We start from the raw sequence: 18,533 nt of genomic DNA on the forward strand, positions 1-18,533 counted from the left end.
ATCGAATACAATAAACATTTACTCTAAAAGTGTGAGTGTAAGCCAAACAAGCGTTCTTATTGGTGGGATTTATGGTATACTTAATAGTGGTGTGCTTTTCAATAGCTGTAAAGCGTTGGATTATTGCAATTCTGAATGTAAATCTGATATGATAGCACAGTTGAAAGTTTGAGAAGTTAAAGAGGTGAGTACATGACTCAAGAAAAAGTATCGTTAACAAATTATAATGATGATGCCATACAAATTTTAGAAGGTTTGGATGCCGTAAGAAAGCGTCCAGGAATGTACATTGGTTCAACTGACCAAAAAGGTTTACATCATCTAGTTTATGAAATTGTTGACAACTCAGTCGATGAAGCCTTATCTGGTTTCGCTTCTGAAATTAAAGTTGAGATATTAAAAGATGGTAGTGTCCGTGTAACCGATAATGGGAGAGGGATGCCTACGGGGAAACACTCAAGTGGCGTACCTAGTATCCAAGTTATTTTTACCGTACTTCATGCAGGTGGTAAGTTTGGTCAAGGTGGTTATAAATCAGCTGGTGGACTCCATGGTGTGGGGGCAAGCGTGGTTAATGCGTTATCTAGTTGGTTAGAAGTCAATGTTATTCGAGATGGTAATCTCTATACCATGCACTTTGAAAACGGAGGGCATCCGGTAGGTAAATTAACTAAAAGTAAATACAAAAATAAAACGGCTCATGGGACTAGCGTACACTTCATGCCAGATGAGACGATCTTTGGTAATGCTACAATTAATTATGACATCATCGCTGAAAGATTAAGAGAATCTGCCTTCCTTTTAAAGGGCTTAAACATTAAATTAATCGATGAGCGTGATGAACAAGAGAGTGAATTCCATTATGAGAATGGATTGAAGGATTTTATTCAGTATTTAAACGAAGAGAAAGATACATTAGGTGAAGTAGCTGCATTTTCAGGAGAAGTCGAGAATTTCGAAATCGATTTTGCCTTGCAATACAATGATGGTTATTCAGAAACAATTTTATCTTTTGCTAATAACGTAAGAACAACCGGTGGTGGGTCTCATGAGGTAGGTATGAAAACTGCTATCACAAAAGCGTTTAATGAGTATGGTCGTAAAGTGGGCTTATTGAAAGATAAAGATAAAAACTTAGAGGGTAGTGATGTTCGAGAAGGAGCATCGATGGTAATCTCATTAAGAATTCCAGAACAATACTTGCAGTTTGAAGGTCAGACGAAAAGTAAACTAGGAACACCTAAAGCAAGAAGTATTGTGGACAACTTTGTCTTTGAACATATGTCTGCTTATTTAAATGAGAATGGTAACTTTAGCCAAATGATTCTAAAAAAATCGATCAATGCCCGTGAAACGCGTGAAGCAGCAAGAAAAGCACGTGATGCAGCTCGTACAGGTGTGAAACGTCAACAACAAGAACGTTTAATTTCAGGAAAGCTAACTAAAGCACAATCGAAAGACGCGAGTAAAAACGAACTCTATTTAGTCGAGGGTAATTCTGCGGGTGGTTCTGCTAAACTTGGACGCGATCGTAAGTATCAAGCGATATTACCTTTACGTGGTAAAGTTATCAATACAGAAAAAGCATCAATGACTGACATTATGAAAAACGAAGAAATTAATACGATGATTTATACCATTGGTGGTGGTGTCGGGGCAGATTTCGATATTAGTAATATTAATTACGACAAAGTGATTATTATGACCGATGCGGATACCGATGGTGCCCATATCCAAGTCTTATTATTAACATTCTTCTATCGTTATATGAAACCTTTACTTGATGCTGGACATGTTTATTTAGCAATGCCTCCTTTATATAAAGTGTCTAAAGGCAAGGGTGCAAAAGAAGTCATAGAATATGCATGGACTGATGAGGAGTTACAAAGTGTCACCAACAAGGTCGGGAAGGGTTATATCTTACAACGATATAAAGGTTTAGGTGAAATGAACGCTGACCAACTATGGGATACAACTATGAATCCAGACAGTCGCATATTAATCAGAGTGACCATTGATGATGCCACACAAGCTGAACGTCGTTTAACGACTTTAATGGGAAATAAAGTGGAACCGCGTCGTAAATGGATTGAAAAAAACGTCCAATTTACAATGGAAATGGAAGATACTCTATTAAATGATAATGTACCTTCAAGCTCATCAGCCACAAAAGACTTTACAAACGATGAAGTGATTGAAGCTAATCCTAAAAGCAATCTATCAGGTGGTCAAAATAGTGCGAGTCCGGCTCTAACCAATGATGAGCAAAATCATTCATTTGATAAAGGAGTTGAGTGATAATGAATAATTTGCCAGGAATTCAAGAACTAGAATTTGCAGATGTAATTGGTGATCGTTTTGGTCGCTATTCGAAGTATATTATTCAAGATCGTGCGCTGCCAGACATTCGTGATGGTTTAAAGCCAGTTCAAAGGCGTATCCTTTTTGCCATGTACCAAGAGCGCAATACAGCCGATAATCCTTACCGTAAGTCAGCCAAAACGGTCGGTAACGTTATCGGTAATTATCACCCTCACGGGGATACCTCTGTTTATGACGCTATGGTCCGTATGTCGCAAGACTGGAAGTTACGTGAGCCACTCATTGATATGCACGGAAACAACGGTAGCATGGATGGGGATATGGCTGCTGCCATGCGTTATACTGAAGCACGAATGTCCAAATATGCCAATGAGTTATTGCGTGATATTGATAGTGAAACAATTGATTATGCGTTAAACTTTGATGATACATTAGAAGAACCGCTTGTTTTACCCTCACGTGTACCTAATTTATTAATTAATGGGTCGACCGGAATTTCATCCGGCTATGCAACTGAAATTCCTCCACATAACTTAGGTGAGGTCATCGATGCAGTGATCTATATGTTATCTCATAAGACATACACACTAGATACATTGATGAAGTTTATTCAAGCACCAGACTTTCCGACCGGAGGGATTATTCAAGGAGCTGATGGTATCCGTAAAGCTTACAGCAATGGTCAAGGGAAAATTTTGGTGCGTGCCAAAACTCATATTGAAAAACTTAAGGGCAATAAAAGCCAAATTGTCGCTACTGAGTTGCCTTATGAAGTAAACAAAGCTAAATTGATTCAGAAGATGGATGATGTTCGTATACTGAAGAAAATAGAAGGGATTGATGATGTTAGGGATGAATCAGACCGTACGGGTTTGCGTGTGGTTATCGAATTGAAACGTGATGTCAATCCAGATAGCGTCTTAAACTATCTTTTAGTGAATACTGATTTACAAGTGAATTATCACTTAAATATGGTTGCTATCCATGACAGTCATCCCAAAATTGTCAATCTTCAACAAATATTAGAAGCCTACGTTTCTCACCAGCAAGACGTTATTACACGTCGTACGAATTTTAATTTAGCTGCTGATCAAAAACGCCAACATATTGTGGATGGTTTGATACGTGTGGTTTCTATTCTCGATGAGGTAATCGCGACGATTCGCGCAAGTGAAAATAAAGCGGATGCTAAGAGAAATCTTGTAACTACTTATGAATTTAGTGATACACAAGCCGAATCGATTGTTAACTTACAATTATACCGTTTAACTAATACGGACGTTGTATCACTTCAGAACGAACGTTTAGAGTTAAATGAGCGCATCCATATGTACCGTAACATCTTATCAAATAAAGAAACACTCAACAAAGTCTTGATTAATGAATTAAAAGATGTCAAAAAACGACTACAAACACCTCGTAAATCTCTGGTTGAAGCTGAAATTCAAGAAATTAGTGTTGAAACGACCTTGCTAATTCCAGAAGAAAAAGTGTATGTGTCTGTGACTAAAGAAGGCTATCTGAAACGTACTAGTCTGCGCTCCTTCTCTGCTTCAGATTCATTAGATCTCGGTAGTCGTGACCACGATTATCCATTATTTGTGCAAGAATTAAGCACACATGATGCAATTATCCTTGTAACGAATAAAGGGAATTATATTCACTTGCCGGTCCATGAAATGCCAGATATTCGATGGAAAGAAATCGGCATTCATTTATCCCAAAACTATCAATTAGCTAGCGGAGAACAAATTATCAGCGTCTTTTCATCAATCAAAGGCGGCGTGCAAACCCAATCGGCTACGCAAACACAAGATGAGTCTGATAATATTGTGTTAATCACTCGTAACGGACGTATTAAGCAAACGAGTTTGTCTTTATTCACGACTTACAGAAGTTACAAGTCGAGAACAGCAGTAGCAATGACAATGAAGGATGCTGATGATGAATTACTTGCAGCAATTAGGGCCAAACAGGGCAGTGAATACCAAGTGGTTCTGCTGACGGCTAAAAGTTATAGTTTACGTTATGACTTAGAAGAAGTGTCGCAAACTGGTCTGAAAACTCAAGGAGTCATCTCCATTAACTTGAAAGATGATGACAATGTCGCAGCAGGAATGTTGTTTGACCAATCAATGAATCGTCCACAAGCTTTAGTTTTAACACAAAGAGGACATTTAAAACGCTTTGATATTGATATTATTAATCAAGCGGGGCGTGGTAGTCGTGGAATCTTATTACTGAAAGAATTAAAAACGAATCCACATAGGATTTTAACAAGTATTCCGTTGTCGCATGGCAGTATTCCAGTCGTTCTTTACGGCGATACAGGTTATGTCTATGAATTTAATACAACGGACATCCCGTTAACTGAAAGGCTGGCGAATGGTTCGGCTATTTCTGAGATAGATCAATTAGGAAAAGTCCTTACGATGCATCCAGCACGTCTAAAAATGTTAGACGACAACTAAAAACAGATTGAGAACTGTGCCACAAACTATCTTGTTATAGTTTTATTGGTACAGTTTTTTTCTGTCTTAAAACAGATTGGAATAATTTAGCAAAAATGAGATTACTATAATAAAGCCTTTGTAAGCGTGTATAAGAAATTGATTAAAATGCAGAAAAATACAAAATTATGTAAAAAGCCTATTGCTTTGTTTGTGAATCATGATACAATAAGGGTGAAATGTTGAACAAGTCGTTTGTCATATTTTAATCGGAAAGTATAACAAGGAGGATTTATTATGAAACAGTGGCAAGGGTTTAAAGGAAAAAAATGGCAAGAACAAGTAGACGTGCGTGAGTTTATTCAAGCTAACTTTAAAGAATATACAGCGGGGGATGAATTTTTAGCAGGACCTACAGAAGCAACCGTAGAACTATGGGACGAAGTCATGGAATTAACTAAACAAGAACGCGACAACGGTGGCGTACTTGATATGGATAATAAGATTGTTTCGACAATTACTTCTCATGAAGCAGGTTACATCGATAAGGAGTTAGAAAAGATTGTTGGTTTCCAAACAGATAAACCATTAAAGCGTAGCTTCCAGCCATTCGGTGGGATTCGAGTGTCAGAAAACTCATTGGAAGCCTATGGTTACGAAGTTGATCCAGAAAACCATAAAATTTTTACTGAATATCGTAAAACACATAATCAAGGTGTCTTCGATGCTTATACACCAGACATGCGTTCTGCACGTAAATCGGGTGTCATTACTGGACTACCAGATGCTTATGGACGTGGACGTATTATCGGTGACTACCGCCGTGTTGCTTTATATGGGGTAGATTTCTTGATGGCTGAAAAACAAAAAGATTTCGACAATATTGGCTATGGTACGATGTCAGATGACATCATTCAATTGCGTGAAGAAGTTAGCGAACAATATCGTGCTCTGAAAGATCTTAAAAAACTAGGTCAAATCTATGGCTTTGATATTTCAGTCCCTGCCGAAAGTGCTCAAGAAGCTTTCCAATGGACGTATTTAGCATATTTAGCTGCCATTAAACAACAAAACGGTGCCGCAATGTCACTTGGCCGTGTCTCTACATTCTTAGATATCTATGTAGAACGTGATTTAGCCAACGGTACATTAACAGAAGTTGAAGCACAAGAATTAGTCGATCATTTCGTTATGAAATTACGCTTAGTTAAATTTGCCCGTACGCCAGACTATAATGACTTATTCTCAGGTGATCCAACTTGGGTAACTGAATCTATTGGGGGGATGGGTAATGACGGACGTTCATTAGTCACTAAAAGTTCATTCCGTTTCTTACACACACTTTCAAACTTAGGTCCAGCACCTGAACCAAACTTAACAATTCTATGGTCAACACGCTTACCAGAACCTTTCAAAAGATTTGCTGCTAAGATGTCAATCGTATCATCTGCTATCCAATATGAGAACGACGATATTATGCGTCCAACATATGGTGATGACTATGGGATCGCTTGTTGTGTGTCTGCAATGGAAATTGGTAAACAAATGCAATTCTTTGGCGCTCGTGCCAACGTTGCAAAAGCACTTCTTTATTCAATCAATGGTGGGGTAGATGAGAAGCTAAAAGCACAAATCGGACCGAAATACCAAGCAATTACGTCAGAGTATTTAGATTATGACGAGGTTATGGAAAGATTTGATGACATGTTAGAATGGTTAGCTGGCCTATACGTCAATACATTAAACATTATTCATTATATGCATGATAAGTATAGTTATGAAAGTATCGAAATGGCATTACATGATACAAAAATTAAACGTACAATGGCAACTGGTATTGCTGGTTTCTCAGTGACAATCGATTCATTATCTGCCATTAAACATACAAAAGTTAAAACGATTCGTGATGAAAATGGCCTAGTGGTTGATTATGAAATTGAGGGAGACTATCCTAAATATGGTAATAACGATGACCGTGCCGATCAAATAGGTATCGACTTACTTAAATCATTCATGACAAAAGTTAGAAAACATCCAACTTACCGTAATTCTATTCATACAACATCAATTTTAACAATTACTTCAAACGTGGTTTATGGTAAGAAAACAGGTAACACGCCAGATGGACGTCGTGCAGGAGCACCATTTGCACCAGGTGCCAACCCAATGCATGGTCGTGATACTCACGGCGCACTTGCTAGTTTAATGTCAGTAGCTAAAATGCCTTATGAATATTCAATGGATGGTATTTCAAATACCTTCTCAATCATTCCAAAAGCGTTAGGTAAAGAAGATGCTGTTCAACAAGAAAACTTATCAAGTATGTTAGATGGGTACGTTGCACAAGGGGGACACCACCTGAACGTTAACGTCTTTAATCGTGAAACTTTAATGGACGCAATGGAACATCCCGAGAATTACCCACAATTAACCATTCGTGTGTCTGGATATGCCGTTAACTTTATAAAATTAACACGAGAACAACAATTAGATGTAATTAACCGTACAATGCATAGTTCAATGTAAGGTCCTAATATTTCTTACAAGCTTGCTAGTTTTAGCTAGTAAGCTTGTCATTTTAGTGAAAGGAGCTGGCGGAATGACTGAAGTAGCTACGCCAATTATCGGCCATGTGCACTCGACCGAAAGTTTCGGTTCAGTAGATGGTCCAGGTATTCGATTTATAACATTTATGCAAGGTTGTCGTATGCGATGTGAGTTTTGCCATAATCCTGACACTTGGAATATGAAAGGCGGCCATCCATATACCCCTCAACAATTATTTGATGAAGCTATCCAATATCGAGCTTTTTGGGGTAGTAAAGGGGGCGTAACGATTAGTGGTGGGGAACCTTTACTACAAATCGATTTCTTGATTGAGTATTTTAAGATTTGTAAAGAAAATGGTATTCATACAACAATTGATACATGCGGGCAACCGTTCACTTTTAAAGAACCTTTTTTTGGACGCTTTCAAGAATTGCTTAAATATACTGATTTATTTTTATTTGATATTAAGCATATTGATACAGAAGGGCATCGCCGTTTAACTGGTCATCCTAATAATGGCATTCTGGATATGTCTCGTTATCTTTCTGATATCAATCATCCAGTCTGGATTCGTCATGTCTTAGTCCCAGAACGCACAGATTATGACGAGTTTCTTTTACGTTTAGGTGACTATGTGGCAAGTTTAGATAATGTATTAAAATTCGAGATTTTACCTTATCATAAGATGGGGGTTTATAAATACGAAGCGATGGGGATTAAATACCGCTTAGAAGGAATTGATCCGCCAACACCTGAAAGAGTAGAAAATGCTCGCCGTTTATTGAGAACAGACGATTACAAAAACTACCTAAATTATTAAACTACATTTGCTAGTTAATAAAAATCAAAGCTCTTTAAAAGAGGGCTTTGATTTTTTTATTTTTGAACAGATAGTTTATCTACTAAAGTACGCAAATGTATCAGATTTAATTCATTTTTTTGTAAACTAGTGGTAAACTATTAGAGTAAGCATAACTAAGGAGGATTATACTTTTATGACGAAATATTTAGTGTTTGGACACAAAAATCCTGATACAGATACGATAGCTTCAGCAATCGCAATGAGCTATTTTCTTGAGAAACAAGGGCAAGAGGCTGAGCCAGTTGCTTTAGGTGAAATAAATGAAGAAACTGCCTTTGCGTTAAATCATTTTAATGTGTCGGTTCCACGAATTGTAACAACTGTTGCAAATGAAGTGAAAAACGTAGCATTAGTTGACCATAATGAGCCAATTCAATCGGTTGATGATTTAAAAGAGGTATCTATTGATTACGTTGTGGACCACCACAGAATCAATGCCTTTGAGACTGCGCATCCATTATATTACCGTGCAGAACCGATTGGATCTACTGCAACGATTCTTTATAAAATGTTTGTAGAACATGATTACGATATCCCTAAATCAATTGCAGGATTAATGTTATCCGCGATTATTTCTGATACTTTATTATTTAAATCACCTACAACCACAAACCAAGACGAAAATGCTGCTCATGAATTAGCAAAAATCGCTGATGTCAACTTAGAGGTATATGGCATGGACTTATTAAAATCTGGAACTAATTTAGATAGTAAATCTGAGACAGAATTATTAAATTCAGACGCCAAAAACTTTGATATGAATGGTAAACAAGTGCGTATTGGTCAAGTGAACGTTGTAGATTTCTCAGATGTATTATCACGTAAAGACGCTTTATTAGAGCAAATGAAAGCAGAATTTGATGCAGCGAGCACTTTAGATTTATCTGTTTTAATTGTGACAGATATTCTTGAAAGCAATTCAATCGGTTTTGTAGTCGGGAACGACTTCACAGCAGTTGAAAAAGCGTTTAAAACGCCTGTTGTTGAAAGCCAACTGAATTTACCGGGAGTAGTTTCTCGTAAGAAACAAGTTGTCCCTCAATTAACAGATAGTTTTACAGTTAAAAGCATAAAAAACGGAGTCTAGCCATTGCTAACTCCGTTTTTTTTTGCTTTATTTACCCATTAAAAACAAGCTTTTCATTTAATGGTTAATCTTCGATAGCCATTGCTGAAATTTTGCTTTCTACTGGGGTTACATAGAGGGTTTGTTGTCCTTCATAAATTACAAAACCAGGTTTTGCCCCATTAGGTTTATGTAGTTGTTTCACTTGAACGGTATCTACTGGCACATTGGCAGACTGTTGAAATTTTGAAAAATAGGCGGCAATTTCAGCAGCTTCCTGCATTGTCTGCTCACTAGGCTTATCAGACTCCACGATGACATGGGCTCCAGGAATATCCTTAGTATGGAACCACCAGTGATTTTTAGCTGCCTTACGCAGGCTTAATTCATCGTTTTGTTGATTATTACGCCCAACATAGATGATGATACCATCACTTGAGCGATAACGTCGCGGTTTAGATTTTGATTTAGCCCGTTTTTTCACTGAACCTTTTCTTTGACTGACATAACCTTCATCTGTTAGTTCTTGTTTGATCATTTCAATGTCTTCTAAATCTGCCTGAGATAATTGAACAAGGACTCCCTCTAGATAATCATTCTCTTCTAAAGCCAGTGTTTCTTGTTGATCAATATATTTTAGCGAATCACGGTATTTAGTATATTTCTTAAAATATTGCTGGCTATTTTCGATAGGTGTTTTCCTAGGGTCCAATTCAACCGTCAACAATTGGTTTTCATCATAATAATTTTCTAAGTGTGCTTCACTTATTCCTTTTTGAAGTTGATATGCGTAAGCGTTTAGTAACTCACCTTTTATACGATAATTATCTGCCGCTCCAGCAATAGCTCTTTCTTTTGCAAGTTTTGTTAATTTACTATTGTTTCGATCAATGATGTGTTTTATTTTTTGGATCATATCACCAGATAATTGTTTCACTCGATCCAAATGGACCTTCTGTTGGAAGAATAACTCTAGTAAATCTGACAATAAAGACACCGATTGACGTTTCCCCTGTAAATTTGGTAAATCAAAAGCATAGAATTTTAAATTCTCTTTACTTTCAAAAAGGGTAGGCTTTGGGGCTTTTAACTGTTCAAGAATAAAGTGAATAGCAGCAAGTGGTGTGTGACTTTCATTAACAATTAAATCTTGGATTGTTTCAGCAACCATCTTGCTTAAGCCTTGAATCACACGGTGGCCTTGACCAGTGGTCAACTCCTCGGCATGAGTCTCTACCCATTCACTCAAGTCAGCAGAATTCATTTCGAGAATATTTTGTTGATTAGGATTCTTTGGTGGGCGAATGTAAGCTGCACCTGGTTGAAGTGAGCGATAACTATTAAATGCAGGTGACACATGCTTAATACAATCGATAATCGTTTGTGTTTTAGTATTTACTAAAATAATATTACTGTGGCGGCCCATTAACTCAAAAATTAATAAATAAGTTTGTAAATCACCTAGTTCATCACGACCACTTAGCTCAAATTCAATGATTCGATCATTTTCTATTTGTCGAATGTCTAATATACTTGCATTTTCTAAATGTTTTCTAAGTAACATACAAAACATTGGCGCATGACTTGGATTACTCGGGCGTTCCTCTGTTAACAAAAGACGATAATAAGTAGGGTGAATTGAAGCAGATAAACGTTGGTTCTTTCTATTGGCACGAATGACAAATTGTAACTCTTGTTCGAATGGTTGATATATTTTATGAACTCTTCCGTTCAATAGTTGTTCTTTCAGTTCAGCAACTAGGCCGTGGGTAAACAAACCATCAAAAGACATATTAAAACCTCCTTGTGTCTAATTAATAGACTACTTTATCATTTTACTATTTTTTACAGAAAAAAACGAATGTTTATTTAAAATATATACGTAATGATGCTCAATCCAAGATTCGTGAGAAAATGATGTGAAAATAATTAAAAAACTCTTGACACTTTTAGAAATGAAGCGTAAGATAAATATAAATTATCGAGAGGAGCTAAGAATATGTTACATATCAACAATACTATTTTTAATAGCTGGCAAAGCTGGCATAGATAAGGTTGTAGACTTGGACATATTCCATGGATACAGCCCAGTTTGTACTGAAGTTGTATCTATGTGGCGAATCATCCAGTTTACCACGTAGATGTTTATTAAACATACTATGTGGTTTTTTTGCGTAACGCGGACACACATAGTATGTGGTCGGCGTTTTTTAGTGTATTCACATAAAAGGAGAGTATAAAAATGAAAAATTTCAAACAAATGATAGTAGCAGTCACTTTATTAGCCTCAATTCTTGTCTCTGGTTTCACTCAATTTAATGTTAAAGCTCACGCAGAAGATTCATTAGATATTGCGATTGTACAATTTGTCAGTCACCCATCTTTAGACCAAATCGTTCAAGGGATTAAAGATGAATTGGCTGCCAATGATTATGTCGAAGGAGAGAACCTAACGATTGAGTTTCATAATGCTGAGGCAGATATCAATTTATTAGGGACGATTGCTGAGCAAGTGGTCTCTCAGGAACCTGATTTAATTTTCGCTGTAACGACACCAGTCTCACAAGCTTTCCAAAATCAAACGAGCGACATCCCAATTATTATGGCGGGAGTGACTGATCCAGTTTCTGCTGGCTTAGTTGAAAACGTAGAAAAACCTGGCGAAAATATCACTGGAACGAGTGATGCTTTTCCTTTAGAAAAACACTTTGATTTAATGTTACAAATTGATCCTGACATTAAAAAAATTGGGATGATTTATACATCAAGTGAAGATAATGCTCAAGCAGAAATAGAATCGGCGAAAGAAGTGGCTGAAGGTATGGGCTTAGAGGTGGTTATTGAAGGAATCGCGACAACTCTTGATATGCAAATGGTTGCTGAAAACTTAAGTTCACAAGTAGATGCAATTTATGTAGGCTCTGATAATACCATTGCTTCGGCATTTGAAACTTTATTAGATGCCACTGATCGTATGGATATCGCCGTTTATCCAAGTGTAGATAATATGGTTGAACAGGGTGGTTTAGCGGCGGTAGCCATTAACCAAGCTGATTTAGGGATTGAGGCTGCGAGAATTGCGATTCAAGTCCTTAACGGTACATCTATCGGAGATATTCCCATTCATTTTGTTGAGAACTTAAGATTAGTTTATAATTCGGATACAGCTGAACGATTAAATGTCGAAATTTCTGTTGATTTAGTAAGTACATTAGAAGATTTAGGTGGGGAATAGTTAATATGGCAATTTATTTTAGTGCGGTCGCTCAAGGGATATTATGGAGTATCATGGGTTTAGGCTTATATATTAGTTTTAGAATTTTACGTTTTGCGGATTTAACAAGTGAAGCATCGTTTACCATGGGAGCAGCTACGGCTGCTACCTTGGCAACGAATGGAATCCATCCTGTTATAGCAACAATAGCCGCAATTGCAGCCGGCATGCTCGCCGGTTTAATTACTGGCTTTCTAACTACTTATTTTGAAATACCTGCTTTATTAGCAAGTATTATTACACTAACAGGTTTATATTCGATTAATTTACGTATTATGGGAAATCCCAATTTAAGTTTCCGTGGAACAGAGACTGTATTTGATTTAATAGGAAATCTATTTGATACAGTGCTTTATGCTCGCTTAGCTATTGGTATTATATTTGTGATTATTTGTATCTTAATGATGGTTTTTTTCTTTAAAACAGATATTGGGCAAGCAGTCATTGCTACAGGAGACAACGAAATTATGGCGAATTCATTAGGGATTAATACGCCACACATGATTCGAGTGGCTTTAATGTTTGCTAACGGCTTAATCGCACTTAGTGGGGCTCTTGTCGCGCAGGATAATGGGTTTTCAGATATTCAAATGGGGTCTGGTACCGTAGTTGTTGCGATGTCATCCATCGTCATTGGAGAGGTATTGCTTAAAAACGAGCTGACTTTAACTAAGCGTCTAGTTTCAATCATTATTGGGGCAGTTATCTATCGTTTAATCTTAGTGTTCGTTTTACGATTAGGCTTTAATTCGAATGATTTCCGTTTGATATCAGCGACGGTTTTAGCGATGTTCTTAGCCTTCCCATCTGTTAAGGCCAAGTTGTCTCCAAAAATAAATACAATTGGAAATAAAGGAGGGCGAGCATAATGGCCCATATTGAATTAGTCGATGTAACCAAACGTTTTAATCGTGGAAAAGGAGATCTCGTTTCCGGCCTAGATAAAGTAAATTTAAAAATTGAAAAAGGGGAAGTTATTGGCGTCATTGGAACTAACGGTGCTGGTAAATCAACTTTGTTCAATTGTCTATCTGGCCAAATAAAAATAGATGAAGGGCAAATATTTTTAGGCGATCATGAAATTTCTGAATTAAAACCGATGGACATTTCTCGTAAAATCGGCCGTGTTTTTCAAGATCCAAGAATGGGGACAGCTCCCAGAATGACAGTGTTTGAAAATTTAATGTTAGCTCGTAAAAGAGGAGAGAAGCGACTGTTTGGTCGTTCTCTAACCGAAAAAAATTATGAAGAAATGATTGAATACCTTAAACCTTTTCGTCTGGATTTAGAAAAAAGATTAGATGTTCCAATTGAAAATCTATCTGGTGGACAACGCCAAACAATTTCTTTAGTAATGGCAACCTTACAAGAACCACAATTGTTATTATTAGATGAACATACGGCTGCATTGGATCCTAGAACGGCTAAGCAAGTGATGGCGATGACTCAAGACATTGTTCGTCAACTGAATTTAACTACGCTAATGATTACTCATCACTTACAAGATGCACTTACCTATAGTGATCGTATAATTGTAATGCATCAAGGACAGATTAGTAAGATTTTTTCTAAAGAGGATATTTCTCAATTGACCGCGGCTGACTTATTTAGCACGATCGAACGCTTATCTGGTTTTGTTAATGGTGTGGAAATCGTTTAGGCACGAACTGTAAGTTAACAAGTCGGATTAGAAGCAGTTGGATTATCGGCTAGATTTTTCAGATATAAATTTTGGCAGAGTAGCCTTTACCGTTTTTTTGACATTAGTTTAGAAAAACCTAACACTAACTTAGACAGTTTTGCTAAGTGTTACGCGAAACAGTCAAACTTAGTTGTCTATCAGAGTACTTTAGGACATCACTAGCCAGTTTATCCTTTTAGAATCCAAAAACTAATAAGCTCTATTGATATATTATAGTAATTAATCCAGGAACTAAGTGAATTTGATTGCGTCTTACAATACAGTAACAACTTATCTAAAATACAATATTCGGTGTTATGATTAATAAACAACACAACATATAGTTGTTTATTACCTTGTAATTGAGTATGATAGAGTTACTTTGATAAAAAGAAAGAGTGACTATTATGAAAAAAATTATTGTTTATTCAAAACCTAATTGTATGCAATGTTCATTTACTAAAAAGTATCTTGATGAAAAATCCATCAGATACACTGCTTATGATGTTTATGAAAATGAACAAGCTTTAAAAACTGTAGAAGATTTCGGTTTTAAAAGCTTACCAGTTGTTGTTATTGAAGGTGAAACGCCATTCTTTGGTTTTAGACCTGATTTACTAGAAGTTTTAGCATAGTCATAGACTCATTAAAATGATTACATCGCTCTATCAATTGACTTGATAGAGTGTTTTTTAGGTAAGAATTCATTTTGGTTATACTATGGGTAGGCATATATATGTGAAAGTAGGGATAATGTTGATTAGTGAAAAAGATTTAGCTTACCTTAAACGTGCTGTGGCCCTTGCTAGACAAGCTTTAAAAGAAGGAGATGAACCATTTGGTTCGCTTCTTGTTTCTCACGAAGGCCTTGTATTGTTTGAGGATTATAATCATGTTTCTGGCGGAGATCATACGCGTCACCCAGAATTTGAAATTTCTCGATGGGCAGCTAAAAATATGACACCAGAAAATCGTAAGCTTGCAACTGTATATACGTCCGGTGAACACTGTCCAATGTGTGCCGCTGCTCATGGATGGGTAGGCTTGGGCCGTATTGTTTATGCTTGTTCATCTCAACAATTGAATGAATGGAGTTATGCCTTTGATTGGCCAGAGTCTCCGATTGAACCGTTACCTATTCAAGCAATCATTCGTCATGTTGAAGTCGACGGTCCAGCGGAAAGTTTAATTGAAGAAGTTAAACAGATGCATATTGAAAATTTTCAAAGAAAAAATACATGATTAATTAAATATCTAAAGTGTAACCATAGTAGAAAAACAGCTGCTTACTCCAATTTTTAAGGAGTAGGCAGCTGTTCATTATTATTTAATTATTGATTTTGCATAACTAGAAGGACTCATACCAAATTCTCGACTAAACGCACGGGAAAAATATTGAATGGAACCATAACCAAGTTCACTAGCTATTTCAGATAAACTCATTTTTGATTCACGAATGAGCACTTTACTTCGTTGAAGTCTGAGTTGATTGATATAAGCTTTAGGGGATGTATTCGCATACTTCTTAAATAACATCTGCAAAGTCGAGCGCGAGAGGGCGAAATGATCGACTAAATCATTTACTTGATTCTGTTCCTCGACGTTTTGATGCAAATAATCAGCGATGGCTTGAAATAGCTCATTCTCATAATTTTCTCGCATAGAGGTGGTAGGTTCTTCGATTGTATCTGCTTGTCCTTGGATAAGACTCATTAATAAGTTTTTAAAACTTAAAAATATTTCATCACTAGTATAATACGATGTCGGATTAGTCGATAATTTCACCATTCTATCCACAAGACTTGAGTGTTTACTTGTTAAATGATAAATTTTTTGACTCATCTCATCCTCTAAACCTTTCGCTTTGAACATGATAGTTAAATAGGTTGTCACTCCTTCTTTGTGAACTGTTTGTGAATAATCTTCACCAGGAAATAAAAGTATACATTCATGTTGGCCTAATATTAATTCATTCCCATTGATTTGATGGTTTATTTCTCCTTGATCAACAATAATTAATTCGCAGTAGTCCCGATTTTGATGAGTTAAAGCAAAGGGAGCGGTTTTTACTTGATATACAATACTAAAAATGGATTCAATTTGAATTAATGGCTGATTATTCTTTACTTTAAATTGCTGCGCAACACTGATCAAAATAGGTTCATCTGATAACTGAGGCTCTAAAAAGATACTACATTGATCAGTCACAGTTAAAGTATTGAAGTAAACATTACTCTCTAATGTAATGCTTCCTTGCAATATATACTCTTCATAACTCGATGGGTCATGCGGGTCGGCAGTAACAACTAATAAAGCAATGCCATTATTAGCAGTTAACGTAACCGGCTTTTTAAATTGAAAGAAAGTGTCACTATAATTTTTCTGAATAGTCATCATGCGATTGCGTGGTTTCTTCTTAACGTCTTGGATTGTCGACAATTGTTCGAACAAGGAACTATTCGCCATTGCTGTGGTTTTCGTATACATAATATGTCCTTTCTTATATAATTGATCATTTAGATAATAAGTACACATTTAGTATACACTAAAAAAGAAACAATCTCTATCAATTCAGGCGTTTTAGTTGATTGAGTTACATTGTGTCTTTTTTGATAAATGTTTAAGATAAGCACTTTGCCAAAAAAGACAAAACAGAGTGCAGTTAATACATATAAAAGATTTTTGCTTTCCGTAGATTTTAACTATAATTGTTTGCATTACATTAAAACCATCCTGTTTAATTAGGATATTTGAAAGGAAAGAATGGGATAATATCTATTATAAAGATGGCTCACATTGATAATCATATAATTCATGGTCAAGACGCTACGCGATGGTGTGAGGCGCTAGATGCTAATCTGATTATTGTTGTAAATGATGAGTTAGCTTCAAATAAAATGCGCCAAGTTCTTCTGGATAGGGCAGTTCCCGATAAATAAATTCTCCATACTATAAAGCAGAAAAAGCAATGAGTCATCTGCCGACTATATCGAGCGAAAAACGAATTATGCTAATTACAGATTCTATTAAAGACATCAAACGACTCATTAATTCAGGTATCAATATCCTATTAGTGAATTTAGGTAGCTTAGCGATAGAGCCAGGACAACGATATATCACGAGTTCACTTATAATGAACGAAAACGATTTTGATATGTTAAAGCAATTGATTATCAAAGGAATTCAGATTGATTCAAGAGTTAATTCTGAAGGTGAGTCCAACAACTCATTTCTATAATTGGCCTTTTAAACTAAATAAGAAGGTTTAATGAGACTACGCGTGGATCAATTAAAGACAGGCCTACATAAGTCCTTCATTTAGTATTATAAAAACAAAGGGAGGATTGATGGGTAAGCTGTAGATTATTTATTAAGCTTTTATTAATAGCTATTATAAAATTAAACACATGCCCTTTAAATTGTCGCATCTGTCTTTTAAATTCTAAATATTAATTATCTAAACTGTGGGAAACCTCTTTTGTCACCATGATAATTTTATTGAAAGCCATGTTTTTTTTTAGTGTTTTAAATGCTATACTTTATTAAAACAATCTCATCAAGCTATCATTTATGATCTTTGGTGATGTTTTTTAGATAGGATGCACATTAAATAGTGAGGTGTTTACTTGAATAATAAACAAATGAATAAACTAAGAAAGGTAGTATCGGCCGGTCCAAGTGGTGGTCGATATGGCATAATTAAATGGATTATCGCTTTAGTCTTCATACTTCTTGCTGGCGGAGGCATTGGTGGTGTCTTCAATCAAGAAAATGATTCTTCACTTTCTACTGTAAGTCAAAGTAATTCCAACATAGAAGATGCTCTTCAAGCATTTGATGGTAATAACTTTGAACATTTACCAAAAATGGTTAAATTACCCGTCATTTACGATAGAGTGGTTGATGGAGATACACAAATCGTCACATTAAATGGTCACGATATTCGTGTGCGACATTTAATGATTGATACTCCTGAGTCCGTCAAAGAAGGAACTTCTGTTCAACCTTTTGGCAAAGAATCATCTCAAAGGAACGACGAGTTATTGAGTCAGGCTGAAACACTCTATATGATGTTGGATGTTGGTCCAGCAACCGATCAATACAATCGTGTCTTAGCTTATATATACGCAGACAACATTTTAGTTGCCGAACAATTATTAAAGGAAGGCTTGGCAAGCGTTCGATATGTCAAAGCGCCTAATAATTCCTTTGAGGATGAATTTAAAGCCGCTCAACAACAGGCAATAGAAGCCGAATTAAATATTTGGAGTATTGAAAATTATGTTGAATCCAATGGGTATTTCAACCAAGTTGACTAAAGGAAGCGA

15 protein-coding genes are annotated in these 18,533 nt (G+C 36.2%); 13 read left to right on the plus strand and 2 right to left on the minus strand.

Annotated features, from left to right (window positions below; all coding sequences use genetic code 11):
- Positions 1–192: 192 nt before the first annotated feature.
- The 5 genes from parE (at position 193) to ACTQ5J_RS02575 (ending at position 9,271) form a co-directional block, all read left to right on the plus strand.
- Positions 193–2,298, plus strand: a complete 2,106-nt coding sequence (parE, locus tag ACTQ5J_RS02555; protein WP_441750441.1) for a DNA topoisomerase IV subunit B — start codon at positions 193–195, stop codon at positions 2,296–2,298.
- 2 nt (positions 2,299–2,300) lie between these two features.
- Positions 2,301–4,793, plus strand: a complete 2,493-nt coding sequence (gene parC, locus ACTQ5J_RS02560; protein WP_441750442.1) for a DNA topoisomerase IV subunit A — start codon at positions 2,301–2,303, stop codon at positions 4,791–4,793.
- A 276-nt stretch (positions 4,794–5,069) separates the two neighbouring features.
- Positions 5,070–7,298, plus strand: a complete 2,229-nt coding sequence (pflB, locus tag ACTQ5J_RS02565; RefSeq protein WP_441750443.1) for a formate C-acetyltransferase — start codon at positions 5,070–5,072, stop codon at positions 7,296–7,298.
- Between the two features lie 73 nt (positions 7,299–7,371).
- Positions 7,372–8,142, plus strand: a complete 771-nt coding sequence (gene pflA / locus ACTQ5J_RS02570) for a pyruvate formate-lyase-activating protein (protein ID WP_441750444.1) — start codon at positions 7,372–7,374, stop codon at positions 8,140–8,142.
- 175 nt (positions 8,143–8,317) lie between these two features.
- Positions 8,318–9,271, plus strand: a complete 954-nt coding sequence (locus ACTQ5J_RS02575) for a manganese-dependent inorganic pyrophosphatase (RefSeq protein ID WP_441750445.1) — start codon at positions 8,318–8,320, stop codon at positions 9,269–9,271.
- A gap of 64 nt (positions 9,272–9,335) precedes the next feature.
- Here the strand turns inward: ACTQ5J_RS02575 and ACTQ5J_RS02580 are convergent, their stop codons facing one another.
- The gene (locus ACTQ5J_RS02580; RefSeq protein WP_441750446.1) at positions 9,336–11,042 is read right to left on the minus strand and encodes an Rqc2 family fibronectin-binding protein; all 1,707 of its coding nucleotides are present in this window, start codon (positions 11,040–11,042) and stop codon (positions 9,336–9,338) included.
- Positions 11,043–11,492: 450 nt separating this feature from the next.
- On the opposite strand from ACTQ5J_RS02580, the gene ACTQ5J_RS02585 reads away from it, so the two are divergent.
- The 5 genes from ACTQ5J_RS02585 (at position 11,493) to ACTQ5J_RS02605 (ending at position 15,447) form a co-directional block, all read left to right on the plus strand.
- The gene (locus ACTQ5J_RS02585; RefSeq protein ID WP_441750447.1) at positions 11,493–12,485 is read left to right on the plus strand and encodes an ABC transporter substrate binding protein; all 993 of its coding nucleotides are present in this window, start codon (positions 11,493–11,495) and stop codon (positions 12,483–12,485) included.
- Between the two features lie 5 nt (positions 12,486–12,490).
- The gene (locus ACTQ5J_RS02590) at positions 12,491–13,393 is read left to right on the plus strand and encodes an ABC transporter permease (protein WP_441750448.1); all 903 of its coding nucleotides are present in this window, start codon (positions 12,491–12,493) and stop codon (positions 13,391–13,393) included.
- On the plus strand, positions 13,393–14,184 hold the full coding sequence (locus ACTQ5J_RS02595) for an ABC transporter ATP-binding protein (protein WP_441750449.1): 792 nt from the start codon (positions 13,393–13,395) through the stop codon (positions 14,182–14,184). The genes ACTQ5J_RS02590 and ACTQ5J_RS02595 overlap by 1 nt, the downstream gene beginning before the upstream one ends.
- Positions 14,185–14,612: 428 nt before the next feature.
- Positions 14,613–14,840, plus strand: a complete 228-nt coding sequence (nrdH, locus tag ACTQ5J_RS02600) for a glutaredoxin-like protein NrdH (RefSeq protein WP_441750450.1) — start codon at positions 14,613–14,615, stop codon at positions 14,838–14,840.
- A gap of 103 nt (positions 14,841–14,943) precedes the next feature.
- The gene (locus tag ACTQ5J_RS02605) at positions 14,944–15,447 is read left to right on the plus strand and encodes a nucleoside deaminase (protein WP_441750451.1); all 504 of its coding nucleotides are present in this window, start codon (positions 14,944–14,946) and stop codon (positions 15,445–15,447) included.
- Between the two features lie 81 nt (positions 15,448–15,528).
- On the opposite strand, the gene ACTQ5J_RS02610 is transcribed toward ACTQ5J_RS02605, so the two are convergent.
- Positions 15,529–16,692, minus strand: a complete 1,164-nt coding sequence (locus tag ACTQ5J_RS02610; protein WP_441750452.1) for a helix-turn-helix domain-containing protein — start codon at positions 16,690–16,692, stop codon at positions 15,529–15,531.
- Positions 16,693–16,991: 299 nt separating this feature from the next.
- Here ACTQ5J_RS02610 and ACTQ5J_RS02615 point away from each other — a divergent pair, with 299 nt between their 5' ends.
- The 3 genes from ACTQ5J_RS02615 (at position 16,992) to ACTQ5J_RS02625 (ending at position 18,524) form a co-directional block, all read left to right on the plus strand.
- Positions 16,992–17,144 (plus strand): PTS sugar transporter subunit IIB, encoded by a 153-nt coding sequence (locus ACTQ5J_RS02615; protein ID WP_441750773.1) that lies wholly within the window; start codon positions 16,992–16,994, stop codon positions 17,142–17,144.
- The gene (locus ACTQ5J_RS02620) at positions 17,141–17,443 is read left to right on the plus strand and encodes a PTS sugar transporter subunit IIB (protein ID WP_441750774.1); all 303 of its coding nucleotides are present in this window, start codon (positions 17,141–17,143) and stop codon (positions 17,441–17,443) included. Before ACTQ5J_RS02615 ends, ACTQ5J_RS02620 begins: the two co-directional genes overlap by 4 nt.
- Positions 17,444–17,831: 388 nt before the next feature.
- Positions 17,832–18,524, plus strand: a complete 693-nt coding sequence (locus ACTQ5J_RS02625; RefSeq protein WP_441750453.1) for a thermonuclease family protein — start codon at positions 17,832–17,834, stop codon at positions 18,522–18,524.
- Positions 18,525–18,533 lie beyond the last annotated feature (9 nt).

It is taken from the genome of Fundicoccus sp. Sow4_F4 (genome assembly GCF_052116145.1).
Taxonomy (GTDB): domain Bacteria; phylum Bacillota; class Bacilli; order Lactobacillales; family Aerococcaceae; genus Fundicoccus.

What these genes read in the sequence shown, in the direction of transcription:
- nrdH (WP_441750450.1), top strand. Translation starts at nt 14,613, where the DNA reads ATGAAAAAAATTATTGTTTATTCAAAACCTAATTGTATGCAATGTTCA.
- ACTQ5J_RS02610 (WP_441750452.1), bottom strand. Translation starts at nt 16,692, where the DNA reads ATGTATACGAAAACCACAGCAATGGCGAATAGTTCCTTGTTCGAACAA.
- ACTQ5J_RS02585 (WP_441750447.1), top strand. Translation starts at nt 11,493, where the DNA reads ATGAAAAATTTCAAACAAATGATAGTAGCAGTCACTTTATTAGCCTCA.
- ACTQ5J_RS02580 (WP_441750446.1), bottom strand. Translation starts at nt 11,042, where the DNA reads ATGTCTTTTGATGGTTTGTTTACCCACGGCCTAGTTGCTGAACTGAAA.
- pflB (WP_441750443.1), top strand. Translation starts at nt 5,070, where the DNA reads ATGAAACAGTGGCAAGGGTTTAAAGGAAAAAAATGGCAAGAACAAGTA.
- parC (WP_441750442.1), top strand. Translation starts at nt 2,301, where the DNA reads ATGAATAATTTGCCAGGAATTCAAGAACTAGAATTTGCAGATGTAATT.
- ACTQ5J_RS02575 (WP_441750445.1), top strand. Translation starts at nt 8,318, where the DNA reads ATGACGAAATATTTAGTGTTTGGACACAAAAATCCTGATACAGATACG.
- ACTQ5J_RS02590 (WP_441750448.1), top strand. Translation starts at nt 12,491, where the DNA reads ATGGCAATTTATTTTAGTGCGGTCGCTCAAGGGATATTATGGAGTATC.
- parE (WP_441750441.1), top strand. Translation starts at nt 193, where the DNA reads ATGACTCAAGAAAAAGTATCGTTAACAAATTATAATGATGATGCCATA.
- pflA (WP_441750444.1), top strand. Translation starts at nt 7,372, where the DNA reads ATGACTGAAGTAGCTACGCCAATTATCGGCCATGTGCACTCGACCGAA.
- ACTQ5J_RS02595 (WP_441750449.1), top strand. Translation starts at nt 13,393, where the DNA reads ATGGCCCATATTGAATTAGTCGATGTAACCAAACGTTTTAATCGTGGA.
- ACTQ5J_RS02615 (WP_441750773.1), top strand. Translation starts at nt 16,992, where the DNA reads ATGGCTCACATTGATAATCATATAATTCATGGTCAAGACGCTACGCGA.